Here is a 16,033-nt window from a genome sequence, read left to right as displayed (position 1 = left end):
CAGCAGATCCCTACCAAGGAGTCCCGGCAGCATGTTCATCAGACGCATCCGCGCCGTCCTGGCGCCCGCCACGACCGTCGCGCTCGCACTGGCCCTCACGGCCTGCGGGTCGGACTCCGGCAAGCCGGAAACGGGCGCCGACGGCCTCACCGAGCTCACGGTGGCGGTCAGCCCCGGCGCCGCCACCTCGACCCCGATGTACCTCGCCGTCGAGAACGGCGTCTTCGAGGATCTCGGGCTCCGGCTCGACCTCAAGGTGCTCGAGGACGGCTCCGTCGCCATCCCGAACACCCTGAACGGCCAGACGCAGTTCAGCATGTCCGGCTTCGGCGCCGCCGCCCAGGCCATCGAGAAGGGCCTCGGCATCAAGATGATCGGGGCGGCGAACGTCATCCCGACCGACCCGGAGAGCAAGTACCAGGCGGTCATCGTCAACAAGGCCGCCGGCATCAAGAACATGAAGGACGTCCGCACCTGGGCGGCCGACTCCACCGAGGTCGACCCCGCGCAGGCGCACGCAGTCGACAGTCTCGGTGGCAACTACACGGCGCTGAAAAGGGTGGCCGTCCCCTTCCCCGCGATCGGCGACACGGTGGCGGACGGGACGGTCGACGCGGCGCTGGTCAACGAGCCGTGGCTGTCGGTCGCGCTCAAAACCGGCAAAACCGAGATCTTGACGTACGTCACCGGAGAGCTGGCCGTGCCAGGGTCGCCCGGTGCGGTCTTCATCGGCTCGGACAAGTTCATGACCGCCAACCCCGATGTCACCGAGAAGTTCATCAGGGGGGTCCGGACCGCCTACGACTACGCCGCGGACCACATGGACGAAGTCGCGCGGTTCGTGCCGTCGACCAAGCTGAACGACCAGGTACCGCCGGTCGTCGCTCTCGGCGAGTACCAGCGGGGACCGCTCGATGCCGCCAAGGTGCAGCGCCTGCTCGACATCTTCGAGCGGTACGGCGCTATCAAGGGCTCGGTTCCGGCCGACAAGATGATCCACGGCTCCTAGATGTCCCAGGAAGGAATCAAGCGCGCCCGGGGGGAACTACTCAAGGACCCCGGGCCGGACGGACTGATCACGCGGGGCTTCCTGCGCGGTTCGGGGATGTCGGCCGGGGCCGTCGGCACCGGCCCGGTGATCGGCATCGCCAACACCTGGAGTGAGCTCAACCCCTGCAACGGCGGCCTGCGGCAGCTCGCCGAGCAGGTGAAGAAGGGTGTGATCGCAGCCGGTGGGTTGCCGCTGGAGTTTCCGACCATCTCCATCGCCGAGGCCTTCACCCGGCCGTCGAGCATGTATCTGCGGAACCTGCTGGCCATGGACACCGAGGAGATGATCCTCGCGGCCCCGATCGACGGCGTCGTCCTCCTCGGCGGGTGCGACAAGACGATCCCCGCCCAGCTCATGGGGGCGCTGAGCGCGGGCAAGCCGGCGCTCGCGCTGGCCGCCGGGCCACGGCCGCTGTCGCGCTGGCAGGGCGAGCCGATGACCGTCGAGCACCTCTGGCCGCTGATCGACGCGCGCCGTTCCGGCGAACTCGACGACGATGGCTGGGCCGAGCTCGAGGGCTGCCTCAGCTGCGGCGTCGGGACGTGCAACGTGATGGGCACGGCCGTCACGATGGCCGTCATCGCCGAAGTCCTGGGCATGTCCCTCCCCGGCAGCGCGCTGCTGCCCGCCTCGTCGGCACAGCGATCGGCGGTGGCGGAGGAGACCGGGCGGGCGATCGTCGCCCGGACGCGGGCGGGCCTCGCCCCCGACGCCGTCGTCACCCGGGCCTCCCTGGCGAACGCGTTCCGGGCGCTGTGCGCCGTGGGGGGCTCCACCAACGCCGTCCTGCACCTGCAGGCCATCTCCGGCAGACTCAGGACGCCGCTGAGCATGGACGAACTGCGCCACCTCAGCGACACCACGCCCTTCCTGGCCGACGTGCGCCCGTCCGGGAGGCACTTCCTGCACGATCTGGAGATCGACGGCGCCGTGCCCGCCCTGATGCACCGGCTCGCCGATCTCGCCGACCTTGAGGCGCTGGCAGGGGACGACCGTCCGTGGAAGGAGTCGGTGCAGGCACCCCCAGCGGCACCGCGCTGCCTGCGCAGTGTCGAGGACCCCGCGGGCCCGGCGGGTCCCCTCGCCCTGCTCTCCGGCAGCCTTGCGCCCTCGGGGGCCGTCCTGAAGCGGTCCGCCGCCGACCCGCGGTTGTGCCGGCACACCGGACGCGCCGTGGTCTTCGACGGGGTGGACGACCTGCACGCCCGCATCGACGACCCCGAACTCGCCGTCGACGCCGACTCGGTGCTCGTGCTGCGCGGTGCCGGGCCCGTCGGAGGCCCGGGCATGCCGGAGGTCGGCCACCTGCCGATCCCGGCGAAGCTGCGGCGGCGGGGAGTGACGGACATGGTCCGCGTCTCCGACGCCCGGATGAGCGGGACGGCGTCGGGCACCGTCGTGCTGCACGTGGCGCCCGAAGCGGCCGCCGGCGGACCGCTGGCGCTCGTCCGGGACGGCGACCTCATCGAGCTCGATACCGAGCAGAACCGGATCGACCTGCTCGTACCACCGGACGAGCTGGCCCGCCGGGCCGCCGGATGGGTGCCGGTCACCGTCGAGGCCCGGGGTTATGAGAGGCTCTACCGCCACCACGTCCAGCAGGCCGACCTCGGCTGCGACTTCGATTTCCTCAGGGGCCCGCGATGATCGGCCCGACCGGCTGCGCCGGCCCCATCGGTTACGTCGGCACCGGCGCCATGGGCACCGCGATGATCCAACGACTGCTCGACACCGGTCACGAGATCGTGGTGCACAACCGGACGCGTGCCAATGCCGCCGCGGCAGAAAAGGCGGGCGCGATTTGGGCGCCCAGCCTGGGAGAGGTCGTCGAGCGGTGCGCCATCGTGCTGACCTGCATGCGCGATACCACCGCCACGGAGGTCATCTACCTGGGTGAATCCGGCCTTCTGTCGAATGCGACCGCCACCGAGGGCCGGGTCTTCGTCGAGCACGGCACTTTCGCTCCCGCCCTGGCGCGCCGCATCGCGCAGATCGCCACCGAGCATGGTGCGGCTTTCCTGGCCGCTCCGGTGAGCGGCGGTCCCGACGGAGCCCGCGGTGGATCGTTGGCGGTCATGGCCGGCGGGGACGAGGCCGCCTTCGAACGCGCCAGTCCCGTACTCGCGGCACTGGCCGGCCGGATCACGTATGTCGGCGGTCCCACCGCGGGCCTGGAGCTCAAGCTCGTCAACCAGCTCCTCACCAGCTGCCACATGGCCGTGGCGGGAGAAGCAGTGGCGCTGCTGCACAAAGTCGGGATCGACCTCGGTGTGGCGGATGAGCTGCTGACCGCGGGATGGGCCCAGAGCGCGATGTTGTCCCGCACGCTCCGCCTCGTCCATGCGGACCGGACGGACGGCACCGGCGCCACGGTCGAGGGCATGACCGAGGTACTCGACCTGGTCGCCGATCTCCTCAGCCGGCACGGGGTCCCGGCGGTGGTCTTCGAGGCGGGCAGGCAGATGTTCTTGACGGCCGCGAGCCGGGGTCTGGGTGAAGCGGACCCGGCCGGCCTCTTTCGGATCAGCGAGCAGATCAATGAGGTGAACCCATGAAGCCGCACGTCGCGGTGGTCGGAGCGGGTCCTGTCGGGCTCAGCGCCGCGTTCCTGCTGAACAGGTTCGGGATGAGAGCCACGGTGCTGGAGCGCCGGGTCGGGCCGAGCGGGCATCCCAAGGCCCGTGGCGTGCGCCCGCGCACCATGGAGCTCTTCGCGAGGTGGGGTCTCGCCGACGCCGTCTCCGCGTACGGCCTGCCGGCGGAGACGAACCGCTTCATCTACTGCGACTCGCTCGCCGGGGAGGAGGTCGGACGCAGCCCCGGCTCCGACGGCTCGACCGATCACCTGAGTCCGGTGGGAAGCTGCCGCGTCGCCCAGGACACGGTCGAGCGGGTCCTGCTTTCCACGGTGCGCACGCTCGACGACGTCGAACTGCTCTTCGGTCAGAACGTGATCGGGGCCGAGCAGGACGACGACACCGTCACCCTCACCACCGAAACGGGCCTGTCGGTCGAAGCCGACTACGTCATCGCCGCCGACGGGGTGGGCAGCGCGGTCCGGCGGCTGCTCGACATCGATCTCGAAGGCGAGCCGCTCCTCGGCTACGGCCAGAGCGTCTACTGGCGCGGCGACCTGTCACGGTGGACCGCCGACCGGCTCTGCATCCAGTTCATCACCGGCCACCGGTCCGGGAGGCCGGCGAACATCGCCCCGATCGACGGGGCCGAGCGCTGGGTCACGATGCTGATGCGGCCGGGCGCCCAGGCGCGTCCCGAGCCTCCGACACATGACGAGGCCGTCGAGGTCATCCGGGCGGCGGTCGGCGCCGACATCGATCCGGAGATCATCGACATCGCCACCTGGCGGCTCAGCGCGCAGGTCGCCACCCGGTGGCGGGACCGGCGGATCTTCCTCGCCGGTGACGCCGCGCATTCCTTCCCGCCCACCGGCGGGTTCGGCATGAACACCGGCGTCCAGGACGTCGACAACCTGGTCTGGAAGCTCGCCCTGGTCGCGGCGGGGACGGCGGGCGACGCGCTGCTCGACACCTACGAAGCCGAGCGCATCGACATCGCACGCAGCAACGCCGCATGGAGCGTCGCCAACAGCAACCGGATGCGCGACATCGGAAAGGCCATCGCGGCCGACGACAGGGAGGAGCTCGCCCGCCTGTTGGAGGACCAGCGCGGACACATCGACGCCACGGACCAGGATCTCGGCTACGGATACGCGACAGGGGCCGTCGCAGGGGACGACGACCAAGGCGCCGACCCGCTGCGTGTCGCCCGGCGAGGCCACCGCTTCCCCGAGACGGTCGTCGTCGTGGACGAGGAAGAGCGGTCGAGCATCTGCACACTCGGCGACGAGTTCACCGTCGTGACCGACCGGCCACACCACTGGGACGGCGCCGACACCGATGTCGTCGTCACCAAGGGCGGCATTCCCGCCGGCTGCCCCGGGGTCCTGGTCCGCCCGGACGGCATCGTCGCCTGGGTCGCCCGGCCAGGGGACGGACCGGCAGAGCTCCGCGCCGCGCTCGACGAGGCGCTTCGCCGGTGAGCGACCTGCGTGTCAGCGCCAACATGTCGATGCTCTATGCGGACCTTCCCGTCGACGAGCGCCCGGCCGCCGCGGCCGGGGACGGTTTCAGATACGTCGAGTCATGGTGGCCGTTCGAGACGCCTGTCGCCGAGGAAGGCCGGGTCGACTCTTTCTGCCGGGCCCTGAGCCGGGCAGGCGTACAACTCGTGACCCTCAACCTCGACACCGGTGACCCGCGCAACGGTGAGCGCGGGCTCCTGTCGATCCCCCACCATGTCGAGCGCGTCGCGTCGAACCTCGAGGCCGTGGCCGACATGGTCACCCGCACCGGCTGCCCGGTCGTCAACGCCCTCTACGGCAACCGCGTGCCCGACGTCGGCCCCGGCGAGCAGGACCGGCTCGCGCTGCGGCAGGTCGTGCGGGTCGCCGACCGGCTGGGCGGGCTCGGCGTCACCGTGGTCATCGAGACCCTCAATCTCGTGGACAGCCCGCGCTTCCCGCTGACCGACATCGCCGTGTCCGCCGCCTTCGTTCGCCGCGCCAACGACGCCAGTCGCCACGGCAACGTGCGGCTGCTGCTGGACACCTACCACCTCGCCACCATGGACACCGACCCTGCGGCGGCCGTGCGCGATCACGCCCCGCTGATCGGCCACGTCCAGTTCGCCGATTTCCCTGGCCGCGGCAGACCCGGCACCGGGCAGATCGACTTCGCCGCCGTCGAAAGAGAACTGCGCGCCGTCGGTTACGGCGGCTTCATCGGCTATGAGTACGACCCGAAGACAGGAGAGGCGACAGCATGAAGATCGTCAGCTACGGAGCCAGGCGTGCCGAACGTCCGGGAGTCTTCGTGCCGGACCGGGGCATCGCCCCCCTCGACCCGCTGCTGCGCTCGCTCGGGTTCTGCGCGCTCGACACCAACCCCCTGCTCGGGCTCCTCGACCTGCTGCAGCCGTTGATCGAAAAAGCGCTCGACGACGCGGACGCCGACTGGATCGACCCGGCGACGACGCGGCTCGGCCCCCCGGTGCCCTTCCCCGAGAAGATTCTCGTCGCCGGCGGCAACTATCAGTCGCACGTCGACGAGGCCATGGGCATGAAGAACGCGCCGTCACCGTCGGAGCCGATCATCATGCTCAAGCCGTCCAACACGGTCATCGGCCCGTACGACAGCCTGATCGTCCCGCACCAGACCGAGCAGTTCGACTATGAGACCGAGATCGGTGTCGTCATCGGGCGCGGCGGCCGCTACATCGCGGCGGCCGACGCCTACGATCATGTGGCCGGGTACCTCATCTCCAACGACGTCACCGCACGCGACCTGGCGTTCAAGGACGTGCACATCTCGCCGGTGTTCGCCCAGATGACCCGTGCGAAGGGCATCCCCACCGGGGCGCCGCTCGGCCCCTGGCTGGTGACCAAGGACGAGATCCCCGACCCGCACAGGCTGGAGCTGCGCTGCTGGGTGAACGGCGAGCTACGCCAGTCCGGCGGCAGCGACGAGATGATAGTGGACATTCCGCACCTCATCGAGGACTTCAGCAAGGTCCTGGAGCTCACCCCGGGCGACGTGATCATGACTGGTACCACGACCGGCTGCGGGGCCTTCCAGAAGCCGCCGTCCTTCCTCAAGGGCGGGGACGTGGTCCGGATGGAGATCAGCGGCCTGGGCGTCATGGAGACCCCGGTCGTGGACGAGCGGCGATGACGCTCGACACCGCACAATGCCGGGCGCTGCGGCAGGCGGTCGGACAGGCTCCCGGCGCGCGGATCCGCTGGGCCGACGAGAGCCTGCCGAATCTGCCCGCGAACACGGAGGTGCACGCGCATTGACCGGCGGCGCCCGCCAGGTTCCCCGGCTAGCTGGGGGGCGCCTTCGTGCTCACGTCCACCTGGGGCTCGTCGAAGACGAGCAGCGTGCGCGTGGTGAGCACGCCCTCCATCTGATGGATCTCCTCCAGCACCACTCGCCGCAGGTCCGCGTTGTCACGGGCGCGGACCAGCATGATCACGTCGAACTCGCCTCCGACGAGGGCCAGGTGCGCGACCCCCGGCAGGGCCCTCAGCTTCTCGCGGAGGTTCCGCCACTCCGCCTGCCGCAGGTTCAGCGTCACGTAGGCGGAGGTGCCCATGCCGGCGGCGACCGGATCGACGTCTGCGCGAAAACCTCTGATGACGCCGTCCTCGGTCAACCGCTGGATGCGTGCGTAGGCATTCGCACGGGAGATGTGCAGTTTCTCGGCGAGCGCACGCACAGACATGCGGCCGTCCCGGGTGAGCTCCGCGAGGATGCGATCGTCGATGCTGTCGATACCGTCGGCCATCTGTCTCGACTTTCCCGTTCCAGCCCGTTCGGAGTTGGATGTATTGCCACGAAGAACCGGTTATTCAGTCACGTTTTATCCGATTCTCGCCGACTATAGAAACAAATGGCAACCTAAATGAGGATATCGCCATGACACGTGACGCAGAGCACTTGCTGCCGTCGGCAGCACCGGTCACCCTGATCGACTCGGAGGGCAGGGCCGTCACCCCGGACGGCCGCGACCTGCCCGCGACCGAACGGCTCGTGCGGGCGCTGGCCGGACTGATCTCCGCTCGGCGGCTGAACGACCAGGCATACGCTCTGGTCCGGCAGGGACGGCTCGCCGTGTACCCGTCCTCGCACGGCCAGGAGGCGTGCCAGATCGCCGCGGCCCAGGTGCTGGACGAGGGCGACTGGCTCTTCCCCACCTACCGGGACACCGCCGCCGCCGTCGCCCGCGGCGTCGACCCGGTCGAGGTCCTCACGCTGCTCAAGGGCGACTGGCACTCCGGATACGACCCCTACGTCCGCCGTGTCGCCCCGCTGTCCACCCCGCTCGCGACGCAGCTGGTCCACGCCGTCGGCGTCGCCCACGCCGCCCGGCTGCGCGGCGAGCCGACCGTGGTGATGGCCCTGTGCGGGGACGGCGCCACCAGCGAAGGCGACTTCCACGAGGCGGTCAACTTCGCCGCCGTCTTCGACTCCCCCGTCGTCTTCTTCGTGCAGAACAACAGGTACGCCATCTCCGTCCCGCTCTCCCGTCAGACGGTCGCCCCGTCCCTGGCGTACAAGGGCGTCGGCTACGGGATACCCGGTGAACACGTCGACGGCAACGATGCCGCCGCGCTGCTGCACGTGCTCGGGACGGCCGTCGAGCGGGCCCGCGCTGGCGAGGGTCCTCAACTGGTCGAGGCGCACACCTACCGCATGCAGGCGCACACCAACGCCGACGACGCGACCCGCTACCGCGAGGACGCCGAGGTCGAGGAGTGGGCGGCCAAGGATCCGCTGCTACGCCTGGAGACCTACCTGCGCTCGACCGGCGCGATCGACGACACGAAGCTCGCCGAGTTCACCGCGGCGGCCGAGGAGCTCGCCCAGCGGACCCGCGAGGCCCTGAACCAGGACGTCGAGCCGAACCCTGAGGACCTGTTCCGCCACGTGTTCGCCGCACCCACACCGCAGCTGCGCGCCCAGCTCGCCGTGGTGCTGGACGAGATCAGCCGAGAGGAAACGCACTGATGGCCGCCGTCATCGACCATGTCGACCGCGAGAAACTCACCATGGCGAAGGCCATCAACCGGGCCCTGCGCGACGCGATGGCCGAGGACCCCGCGGTCCTGACATTCGGTGAGGACGTCGGCCCGCTGGGCGGCGTCTTCCGCGTCACGGACGGGCTCACCCGCGAGTTCGGGGAGGACCGCTGCTTCGACACACCTCTCGCCGAGTCGGGGATCATGGGGTTCGCCGTCGGCCTCGCGATGAACGGCATGCGTCCCGTGGTGGAGATGCAGTTCGACGCCTTCGCCTACCCGGCCTTCGAGCAGATCGTCAGCCATGTGGCGAAGCTGCGCAACCGCACCCGCGGCAAGGTGTCGGTCCCGGTGGTGATCCGGATCCCGTACGCCGGCGGCATCGGCGGCGTCGAGCACCACTGCGACTCCTCGGAGAGCTACTACGCCCACACCCCGGGCCTGCACGTCGTCGCCCCGTCTACGCCCGGTGACGCGTACGGGCTGCTGCGCGAGGCGATCGCCTCCCCCGATCCCGTCGTGTTCCTGGAGCCCAAGAAACTCTACTGGGCCGAGGATGAGGTGCCCCTCGGGACCGGGACGGTTCCCGGGATCGGCACCGCCGTGGTCCGGAGACCCGGGACCGACGCGACGCTCATCGCCTACGGGCCGTCCGTCCCGGTCGCGCTGGACGCGGCCGAGGCCGCCGCCCGCGAGGGGCGCAGCCTGCAGGTGGTCGATCTGCGCTCGATCGTCCCCTTCGACGACGAGACGGTCTTCGCCGCCGTCCGGTCCACCGGCCGCGCCGTGGTGATCGCGGAGGCCAGCGGCTTCGCCAGCGTCTCCTCGGAGATCGCCGCCCGGGTCGGCGAGCACTGTTTCCACTCCCTTGCCGCCCCGGTGCGGCGGATAACGGGGTTCGACATCCCGTTCCCGCCGCCGAAGCTGGAGCATTTCCAGTTGCCGTCGGTCGACCGGGTGCTCGACGCCGTTGACGACCTCCAGTGGGAGGACCAGTGACCCTGACAGCCGCAGAACAGACCTTCGTCCTGCCCGACCTCGGCGAGGGACTGACCGAGGCCGAGATCGTCCGGTGGCTGGTCGCCGTGGGCGACGAGATCTCGATCGACCAGCCGATCGCGGAGGTGGAGACCGCCAAGGCGATGGTCGAGGTGCCCTCGCCGTACGCGGGCATCGTGCTGACGTTGCACGCCGCCGAGGGGCAGACCCTCGACGTCGGCAAGCCGCTGATCACCGTCGGCGCCGGCCGGGACGGGGCCGCACATCCCGATGCGGAGCGGTACCGCGAGGAGGAGCAGGCCGGTTCCGGAAACGTCCTCATCGGCTACGGGACGTCCGGACATGGCGCATCGGGCCGGCGACGCAGACCCAGGAAGACCGCGCCCCCCGGCAAGTCCACCGGCAAGTCCACCGGTAAGCCCACTGACAAGCCGACGGCGCCCGGCGGGCCGGTCCCGGTGCTCTCGCCGCTGGTACGGAAGCTGGCGCGGGACAACGGGGTCGACCTGACGCGGGTGACCGCCTCCGGAGCGGGCGGGCTGATCACCCGGGCAGATGTCGAGCGGGCCATCGGGGCGCGGTCGTCCTCCCGGCCCCCGGCCGCCATCGCCGCGCGAGGGGAACGGCGTACGCCCCTGACGGGGTTCCGGAAGGCCGTGTCCGCCGCCCTCTCGCGGAGCCGCGCCGAGATCCCCGAGGCGACGGTCTGGGTGGACGTCGACGCGACGGCGCTGTGGAGCCTGCGGGAGTCGGCACGGACCCCCGCCGACCCCGGTCCCGGCCTGCTGGCCTACATCGCCCGGTTCGTGGTCGCGGGCCTGCGCGAATACCCCGTCCTCAACGCCAGTGTCGACACCGAGCGCAACGAGATCGTCGAGTACGACCAGATCAACCTCGGCATCGCCGTGCAGGGTGAGCGCGGTCTGGTGGTGCCCGCCGTGTTCGACGCCGGGGCCCTGACGACCTACCAGTTCGATCGGGCCATCCGGGATGTGACCCGGCGCGCCCGGGCCGGCAAGGTGAGCACCGAGGAGCTGGCCGCGGGCACCTTCACCCTCAACAACTACGGCGGCTTCCGTGTCGACGGCAGCGCTGCGATCATCAACCACCCGCAGGTGGCCATCCTCGGCTTCGGCCGGATCATCGACCGGCCCTGGGTCGTGGATGGGGAGATCGCGGTCCGCAAGATCACCCAGATGTCGTTCGTGTTCGACCACCGGGTCTGCGACGGCGGCACCGCCGCGGGCTTCATGCGCTTCGTCGCCGACGCGATCGAGAATCCGGCGTCGGCGATCGCGAGGCTGTGACGAGCATCGCACGGCCGAGGACGAGACGATCAGCGACGCCATCACCCGCGCGTTCCGGGAGGCGGGATCGGCCTGCGCACCGGCGTACCGGTCGTGAAAGTGGAGACCATGCCGTCGGGTGTCCGGGTGCGCCTGGAGACGGGCCGGCCGCTTGGAGCCGATCACCTGTTCGTCGCCGTCGGGCGCACCCACATCACAGCCGACCTCGATGGTGAGAGGCGGGCGGCCTGCAGCCGCCCGCCTCGATCCGGTCAGGTCACCCGCGTCACTTCGCGACGAGCGTCAGCACGTCGTAGGTCGCCACCGCGGTGCCCTCCTGGTTGAAGACGACCGCGTCCCACCGGACCTCGCCGTAGTCAGCGGACGTGCGCGGCGTGATCTGCTTGACGGTCAGCGTCACCCGGATCGTGTCCCCTGCCTTGACGGGAGTCTGGAAGCGCAGGTCGTCGACGCCGAAGTTGGCCAGCACCGGGCCGGGGTTCGGCTCGACGAACAGACCCGCCGCCAGGGAGACGACCAGGTACCCGTGGGCGACGATGCCGCCGAACAGCGGGTTCGCCGCGGCGGCATCCGGGTCGGTGTGTGCGTAGAACGTGTCGCCGGTGAACCGGGCGAAGTGCTCGATGTCCGCCGGCGACACCGTGCGCTCCGCGCTCTCGATTGTGTCACCGATCCGCAGTTCGGCCAGGCTCTTGCGGAACGGGTGGACATCGGTCACGGTCCGGCGCGAGCCGATGGTCCAGCGGCCGGTGATCGCGGTGATCATGTCAGGGGATCCCTGCAGGGCGGTGCGCTGCATGTGGTGCAGCACGCCGCGGATGCCGCCGAGTTCCTCGCCGCCCCCGGCGCGGCCCGGACCGCCGTGGACGAGCACGGGAAGCGGGCTGCCGTGGCCGGTCGACTCGGCGGCATCATCCCGGTCCAGCACCAGGATCCGGCCGTGCCACGGCGCCAGGCCGAGGGTGACCGTGCGGGCGACCGCAGGGTCGTGGGTGATCAACGACCCGGCCAGGCTGCCGCGGCCACGAGCCGCCAGCGCGACGGCCTCGTCGACGGAGTCGTAGGTGAACACCGTCGAGACGGGGCCGAACGGCTCGACGTCGTGCGGCTCCACCGCACCGGGCCGGGCGCGGAGCAGCACCGGGGAGAGGAAGGCGCCGCGTTCGGCGTCGGCGCCGACCACCTCGACGTGGTCGGGGTCGCCGAAGACGATGTCGGCGGACGCGCGCAGGGCCTCGACCGCCTTGCGCACCTCGTCGCGCTGCCCGAGGCTCGCCAGCGCACCCATCCGGACCGTCTCGTCGGCGGGGTCGCCGACGGTCACCTTGGCCAATCGGGCGGTGATGGCCTCGATGACCCGGTCGGCGATCGGTGCCGGGACGATGGTTCGGCGGATGGCCGTGCACTTCTGGCCGGCCTTGACCGTCATCTCGGTGACGACGCCCTTGACGAAGAGATCGAACTCGGGGTCGTCCACTCTTACGTCCGGGCCGAGAATCGAGCAGTTCAGCGAGTCCGCCTCGACCCCGAGTGCCAGTCCGCCGTGCACCACCGACGGGTGCGTCCGCAGGATGCCTGCGGTGTACGCGGAGCCGGTGAAGGCCACCGAGTCCTGGACGCCGAGGTGGTCGAGCAGGGGGCCGGCGCTGCCGCAGAGCAGTTGCAGGGCGCCCTCAGGGAGAATGCCGGAGTCGATGATCCGCCGGACGACGGCCTCGGTGAGGTACGCGGTCTGGCCGGCCGGCTTCACGATCGAGGGCAGGCCCGCCAGGAAGGCGGGCGCGAGCTTCTCCAGCATGCCCCACACCGGGAAGTTGAAAGCATTGATCTGCACCGCCACACCGGGGCGCGAGGTGTAGACGTGCTGGCCGACGAAGGTGCCGCCGCGCCCCAGCGGCTCGGGCGGTCCGTCCATCACGATCGTGTCGTTCGGCAGTTCGCGGGTGCCCTTGCTCGCATAGCTGAACAGGGTGCCGAAGCCGCCGTCGATGTCGATCATGGAGTCGCGCCTGGTAGCGCCCGTCCGGGACGAGAGCGCGTACAGCTCCTCCTTTCCCGCGGAGTCCGCGGAAAGATGTCTGGCCAGCTTCTTGAGCAGTCCCGCCCGTTCGTGGAAGGTCAGCGCCCGGACGGCCGGCCCGCCCACCGTGCGGGCGTGATCGACCATCGCCGCCAGGTCCAGACCCCGGCTCGAGATGCGGGCGACCTCCGCGCCGGTCGCGGCGTCGAGCAGCGGCGCGCCCTCGTCGGCGGCCCGGAACCAGTGTCCCGAGGCGTAGCTCTCCAGCAGTTCACTCACGTCGTCTTCCTCCATGCAGGGTGCGTTGCCAAGGGGGCGTTCGTTGTGCCACGCTATTACAGACCGTTCGGTCAGTAAATAGCCCCCAGAAGCCGGAGGACGTCGATGACAGCCGTCGCGGACGAAGCCGACCTGCGGTCGTCGTTCGAATCGACCATCGCACGCAACGACCGGATCGAGCCGCGGGACTGGATGCCCGAGGACTACCGGAAGACGCTGATCCGCCAGATCGCCCAGCACGCCCACTCGGAGATCATCGGCATGCAGCCGGAGGGGAACTGGATCTCGCGGGCGCCGTCGCTGCGCCGCAAGGCGATCCTGCTGGCCAAGGTGCAGGACGAGGCCGGCCACGGGCTCTACCTCTACTCGGCCTGCGAGACCCTGGGCGTCTCCCGCGACGAGCTGACCCGCAGACTGCTGTCGGGGCGGCAGAAGTACTCATCGATCTTCAACTACCCCACGCTGTCGTACGCCGACGTCGGCACGATCGGCTGGCTCGTCGACGGCGCGGCGATCTGCAATCAGGTGCCGCTGTGCCGCACGTCCTACGGCCCCTACGGACGCGCGATGATTCGCATCTGCAAGGAGGAATCCTTCCACCAGCGGCAGGGCTACGAGTTGCTCATGACGATGATGCGGGGCACCGACGAGCAGCGTGCGATGGTGCAGGAGTCGGTCGACCGGTTCTGGTGGCCGTCGCTGATGATGTTCGGGCCGCCGGACGGCGACTCGCCCAACACCGAGCAGTCGATGGTATGGGGCATCAAGCGGCACACCAATGACGAGTTGCGGCAGCGCTTCGTCGACATGACGGTGCCGCAGGCGGAGGCGCTCGGCGTCACCCTGCCCGATCCCGACCTCACCTGGAACGAAGAGCGCGGACACTACGACTTCGGCCGGCCCGACTGGGACGAGTTCTGGACGGTCGTCAAAGGCCACGGCCCGTGCAACGCCCAGCGACTGGCGCACCGCCGCAAGGCTCACGACGAGGGTGCCTGGGTCCGCGAGGCGGCGATGGCGTTCGCCGCCTCGCGGAACGAGGAAGTGACGCGATGACCGGCCCGGTGAGCGCGGAATGGCCGCTCTACGAGGTGTTCGTCCGCGGCAGGCGCGGACTCAACCACGTCCACGTCGGGTCGCTGCACGCTCCCGACGACGCGATGGCGCTCCGCCACGCCCGCGACGTCTACACCCGGCGCAACGAGGGCGTCTCGATCTGGGTCGTCCGCTCCGATGCGATCACCGCGTCCAGCCCGGACGAGAAGGATCCGCTCTTCGCGCCCTCCGGAGACAAGGTCTACCGGCACCCGACGTTCTATGAGATCCCCGAGAACGTCCCCCACATGTGAGGACCTGCCATGTCCGATGACAACGTCTACGACGGCCTGCTCTTCGACGACGCGCGCTGGGCGTTCGGAACCGACTTCGAGGACCCGCTGGCCGGTGTCGACACGACGGTTCCGGACGGCGCGGACCCGCGGGCCCTCGCCGCCTACTGCCTGATGCTCGGCGACGACGCGCTGGTCCTGTCCCAGCGCATCGCCGAGTGGTGCGGTAACGCGCCGGATCTGGAGGAGGACATCGCGCTGGCCAACATCGCGCTCGACCTCCTCGGCCAGGCCCGGCTGCTGCTCGCCCGCGCCGCAGCGGCCGATCCGGGCGTCGTTCCGGAACTTCCAGAGAGCTCGCCGGTCCCGGCGGAGGACGCGCTCGCGTTCTTCCGGGAGGCGGAGGGGTTCAAGAACGTCCGGCTCGCCGAGGTGCCGTGCGGCGACTTCGCCGAGATCATCGTACGGATCCTGCTGTTCGCCACCTGGCGTCTGGCCCTGTTCGAGCGGCTCACGCGGAGCCGGGACGCGGTCCTCGCGGCCGTCGCCGCCAAGGGGATCAAGGAACTCGCCTACCACCGGGACTTCACCGGCCGCTGGTTCGTGACACTGGCGGGCGGCACCGCCGAGTCGCGCCGCCGGCTCGTCACCGCGCTGGACGGGCTGATGCCCCTGTGGCCGGAGTTGTTCGCCACGCACGCGATCGAAAAGGCCGCTGCCGCTTCGGGCTTCGGCGTGGACCCGGCCGAGGTCGTGCAGGAGACCGACGCCGTCCTCGACCAGGTCTTCGCCGTGGCGGGAACACCCCGGCCGGACGCGGCGAGACCGACCAGGATGCGGGGCCGGACCGGACGCGACGGATCGCACACCGAGGCCCTCAGCCGCCTGCTCGCGGAGATGCAGGTGGTAGCGCGGGCGCATCCGCGGGGCAGGTGGTGACCACGATGAGCGAGGTTCTGGAACGCGCGCATTCCGTCGCGGCATCGGTGCGGGATCCGGAGCTGCCCATGCTCACCCTCGCCGACCTCGGCATCCTACGAGACGTCCAGGTCGACGAGGGCGGCCGGGTCGATGTCACGATCACGCCGACTTACAGCGGTTGCCCAGCGATGGCGACCATGCGGGACGACCTGGTACACGCACTCAACACCGCAGGATTCGCCGACGTGAGCGTCCGCGTGGCGCTCGCGCCGGCGTGGACGACCGACTGGATCAGTCCCCGTGGACGCGCGGCGCTGGCCGAGGCGGGCATCTCGCCTCCCTCTCCGGCGCACAACCGTGGCGGTCCCGTCCCGCTCACGCTCGGGCCGATACGCCGCGACATCGCCTGCCCGCGCTGCGGCTCGGCCGACGTCGAGCTCACCTCGGAGTTCGGCTCGACGGCGTGCAAGGCGCTCTACCGCTGCCACGCGTGCCTTGAGCCGTTCGACCATATGAAGGAGATCTGAC

General features: G+C 70.3%; 16 protein-coding genes. 14 read left to right on the top strand and 2 right to left on the bottom strand.

What is annotated here, in order from left to right; genetic code table 11:
• Nucleotides 1-31 precede the first annotated feature (31 nt).
• Genes ACQP1K_RS11080 through ACQP1K_RS11050 form a run of 7 tightly spaced genes read left to right on the top strand, consistent with a single transcriptional unit; the run spans nt 32 to nt 6,926 of the window.
• Nucleotides 32-1,009 (top strand): ABC transporter substrate-binding protein, encoded by a 978-nt coding sequence (locus ACQP1K_RS11080; protein ID WP_433500791.1) that lies wholly within the window; start codon nt 32-34, stop codon nt 1,007-1,009.
• The gene (locus ACQP1K_RS11075; RefSeq protein WP_433500790.1) at nt 1,010-2,698 is read left to right on the top strand and encodes a dihydroxy-acid dehydratase; all 1,689 of its coding nucleotides are present in this window, start codon (nt 1,010-1,012) and stop codon (nt 2,696-2,698) included.
• Nucleotides 2,695-3,606 (top strand): NAD(P)-dependent oxidoreductase, encoded by a 912-nt coding sequence (locus tag ACQP1K_RS11070; RefSeq protein WP_433500789.1) that lies wholly within the window; start codon nt 2,695-2,697, stop codon nt 3,604-3,606. Before ACQP1K_RS11075 ends, ACQP1K_RS11070 begins: the two co-directional genes overlap by 4 nt.
• The gene (locus ACQP1K_RS11065; RefSeq protein ID WP_433500788.1) at nt 3,603-5,111 is read left to right on the top strand and encodes an FAD-dependent monooxygenase; all 1,509 of its coding nucleotides are present in this window, start codon (nt 3,603-3,605) and stop codon (nt 5,109-5,111) included. Before ACQP1K_RS11070 ends, ACQP1K_RS11065 begins: the two co-directional genes overlap by 4 nt.
• A complete protein-coding gene (locus ACQP1K_RS11060) occupies nt 5,108-5,896 on the top strand; it encodes a hydroxypyruvate isomerase family protein (RefSeq protein ID WP_433500787.1) in 789 nt (262 codons plus the stop codon). Before ACQP1K_RS11065 ends, ACQP1K_RS11060 begins: the two co-directional genes overlap by 4 nt.
• Nucleotides 5,893-6,801 (top strand): fumarylacetoacetate hydrolase family protein, encoded by a 909-nt coding sequence (locus tag ACQP1K_RS11055; RefSeq protein WP_433500786.1) that lies wholly within the window; start codon nt 5,893-5,895, stop codon nt 6,799-6,801. Before ACQP1K_RS11060 ends, ACQP1K_RS11055 begins: the two co-directional genes overlap by 4 nt.
• Nucleotides 6,798-6,926, top strand: a complete 129-nt coding sequence (locus ACQP1K_RS11050; RefSeq protein ID WP_433500785.1) for a hypothetical protein — start codon at nt 6,798-6,800, stop codon at nt 6,924-6,926. Before ACQP1K_RS11055 ends, ACQP1K_RS11050 begins: the two co-directional genes overlap by 4 nt.
• Before the next feature lie 26 nt (nt 6,927-6,952).
• Here ACQP1K_RS11050 and ACQP1K_RS11045 read toward each other — a convergent pair whose 3' ends face one another.
• Complete coding sequence (locus tag ACQP1K_RS11045; protein WP_433500784.1) at nt 6,953-7,417, bottom strand: Lrp/AsnC family transcriptional regulator; 465 nt, start codon at nt 7,415-7,417, stop codon at nt 6,953-6,955.
• A 131-nt stretch (nt 7,418-7,548) separates the two neighbouring features.
• On the opposite strand from ACQP1K_RS11045, the gene pdhA reads away from it, so the two are divergent.
• From pdhA to ACQP1K_RS11030, 3 genes are read left to right on the top strand one after another with little or no spacing between them, the layout of a single operon-like run.
• Entirely contained in the window at nt 7,549-8,640 is a 1,092-nt protein-coding gene (gene pdhA, locus ACQP1K_RS11040; protein WP_433500783.1) for a pyruvate dehydrogenase (acetyl-transferring) E1 component subunit alpha, read from the top strand.
• Nucleotides 8,640-9,650 carry an alpha-ketoacid dehydrogenase subunit beta gene (locus tag ACQP1K_RS11035; RefSeq protein ID WP_433500782.1) on the top strand — a complete coding sequence of 337 codons (1,011 nt, stop codon included), beginning with the start codon at nt 8,640-8,642 and terminating at the stop codon, nt 9,648-9,650. Before pdhA ends, ACQP1K_RS11035 begins: the two co-directional genes overlap by 1 nt.
• A complete protein-coding gene (locus ACQP1K_RS11030) occupies nt 9,647-10,957 on the top strand; it encodes a dihydrolipoamide acetyltransferase family protein (RefSeq protein ID WP_433500781.1) in 1,311 nt (436 codons plus the stop codon). Before ACQP1K_RS11035 ends, ACQP1K_RS11030 begins: the two co-directional genes overlap by 4 nt.
• 265 nt (nt 10,958-11,222) lie before the next feature.
• On the opposite strand, the gene paaZ is transcribed toward ACQP1K_RS11030, so the two are convergent.
• Nucleotides 11,223-13,256 carry a phenylacetic acid degradation bifunctional protein PaaZ gene (gene paaZ / locus ACQP1K_RS11025; protein ID WP_433500780.1) on the bottom strand — a complete coding sequence of 678 codons (2,034 nt, stop codon included), beginning with the start codon at nt 13,254-13,256 and terminating at the stop codon, nt 11,223-11,225.
• 105 nt (nt 13,257-13,361) lie between these two features.
• Here paaZ and paaA point away from each other — a divergent pair, with 105 nt between their 5' ends.
• Genes paaA through paaD form a run of 4 tightly spaced genes read left to right on the top strand, consistent with a single transcriptional unit; the run spans nt 13,362 to nt 16,032 of the window.
• On the top strand, nt 13,362-14,312 hold the full coding sequence (gene paaA / locus ACQP1K_RS11020) for a 1,2-phenylacetyl-CoA epoxidase subunit PaaA (protein WP_433500779.1): 951 nt from the start codon (nt 13,362-13,364) through the stop codon (nt 14,310-14,312).
• Nucleotides 14,309-14,605 carry a 1,2-phenylacetyl-CoA epoxidase subunit PaaB gene (paaB, locus tag ACQP1K_RS11015; RefSeq protein WP_433500778.1) on the top strand — a complete coding sequence of 99 codons (297 nt, stop codon included), beginning with the start codon at nt 14,309-14,311 and terminating at the stop codon, nt 14,603-14,605. The genes paaA and paaB overlap by 4 nt, the downstream gene beginning before the upstream one ends.
• A gap of 9 nt (nt 14,606-14,614) precedes the next feature.
• On the top strand, nt 14,615-15,523 hold the full coding sequence (gene paaC, locus ACQP1K_RS11010) for a 1,2-phenylacetyl-CoA epoxidase subunit PaaC (RefSeq protein ID WP_433500777.1): 909 nt from the start codon (nt 14,615-14,617) through the stop codon (nt 15,521-15,523).
• A 5-nt stretch (nt 15,524-15,528) separates the two neighbouring features.
• Nucleotides 15,529-16,032, top strand: a complete 504-nt coding sequence (gene paaD / locus ACQP1K_RS11005) for a 1,2-phenylacetyl-CoA epoxidase subunit PaaD (protein WP_433500776.1) — start codon at nt 15,529-15,531, stop codon at nt 16,030-16,032.
• The last annotated feature ends 1 nt before the right edge of the window (nt 16,033 follow it).

This window comes from Sphaerimonospora sp. CA-214678 (assembly GCF_050942215.1).
In the GTDB taxonomy this organism is placed as follows: Bacteria; Actinomycetota; Actinomycetes; order Streptosporangiales; family Streptosporangiaceae; genus Sphaerimonospora.
This window is presented reverse-complemented; position numbering and strand designations above follow the sequence as displayed.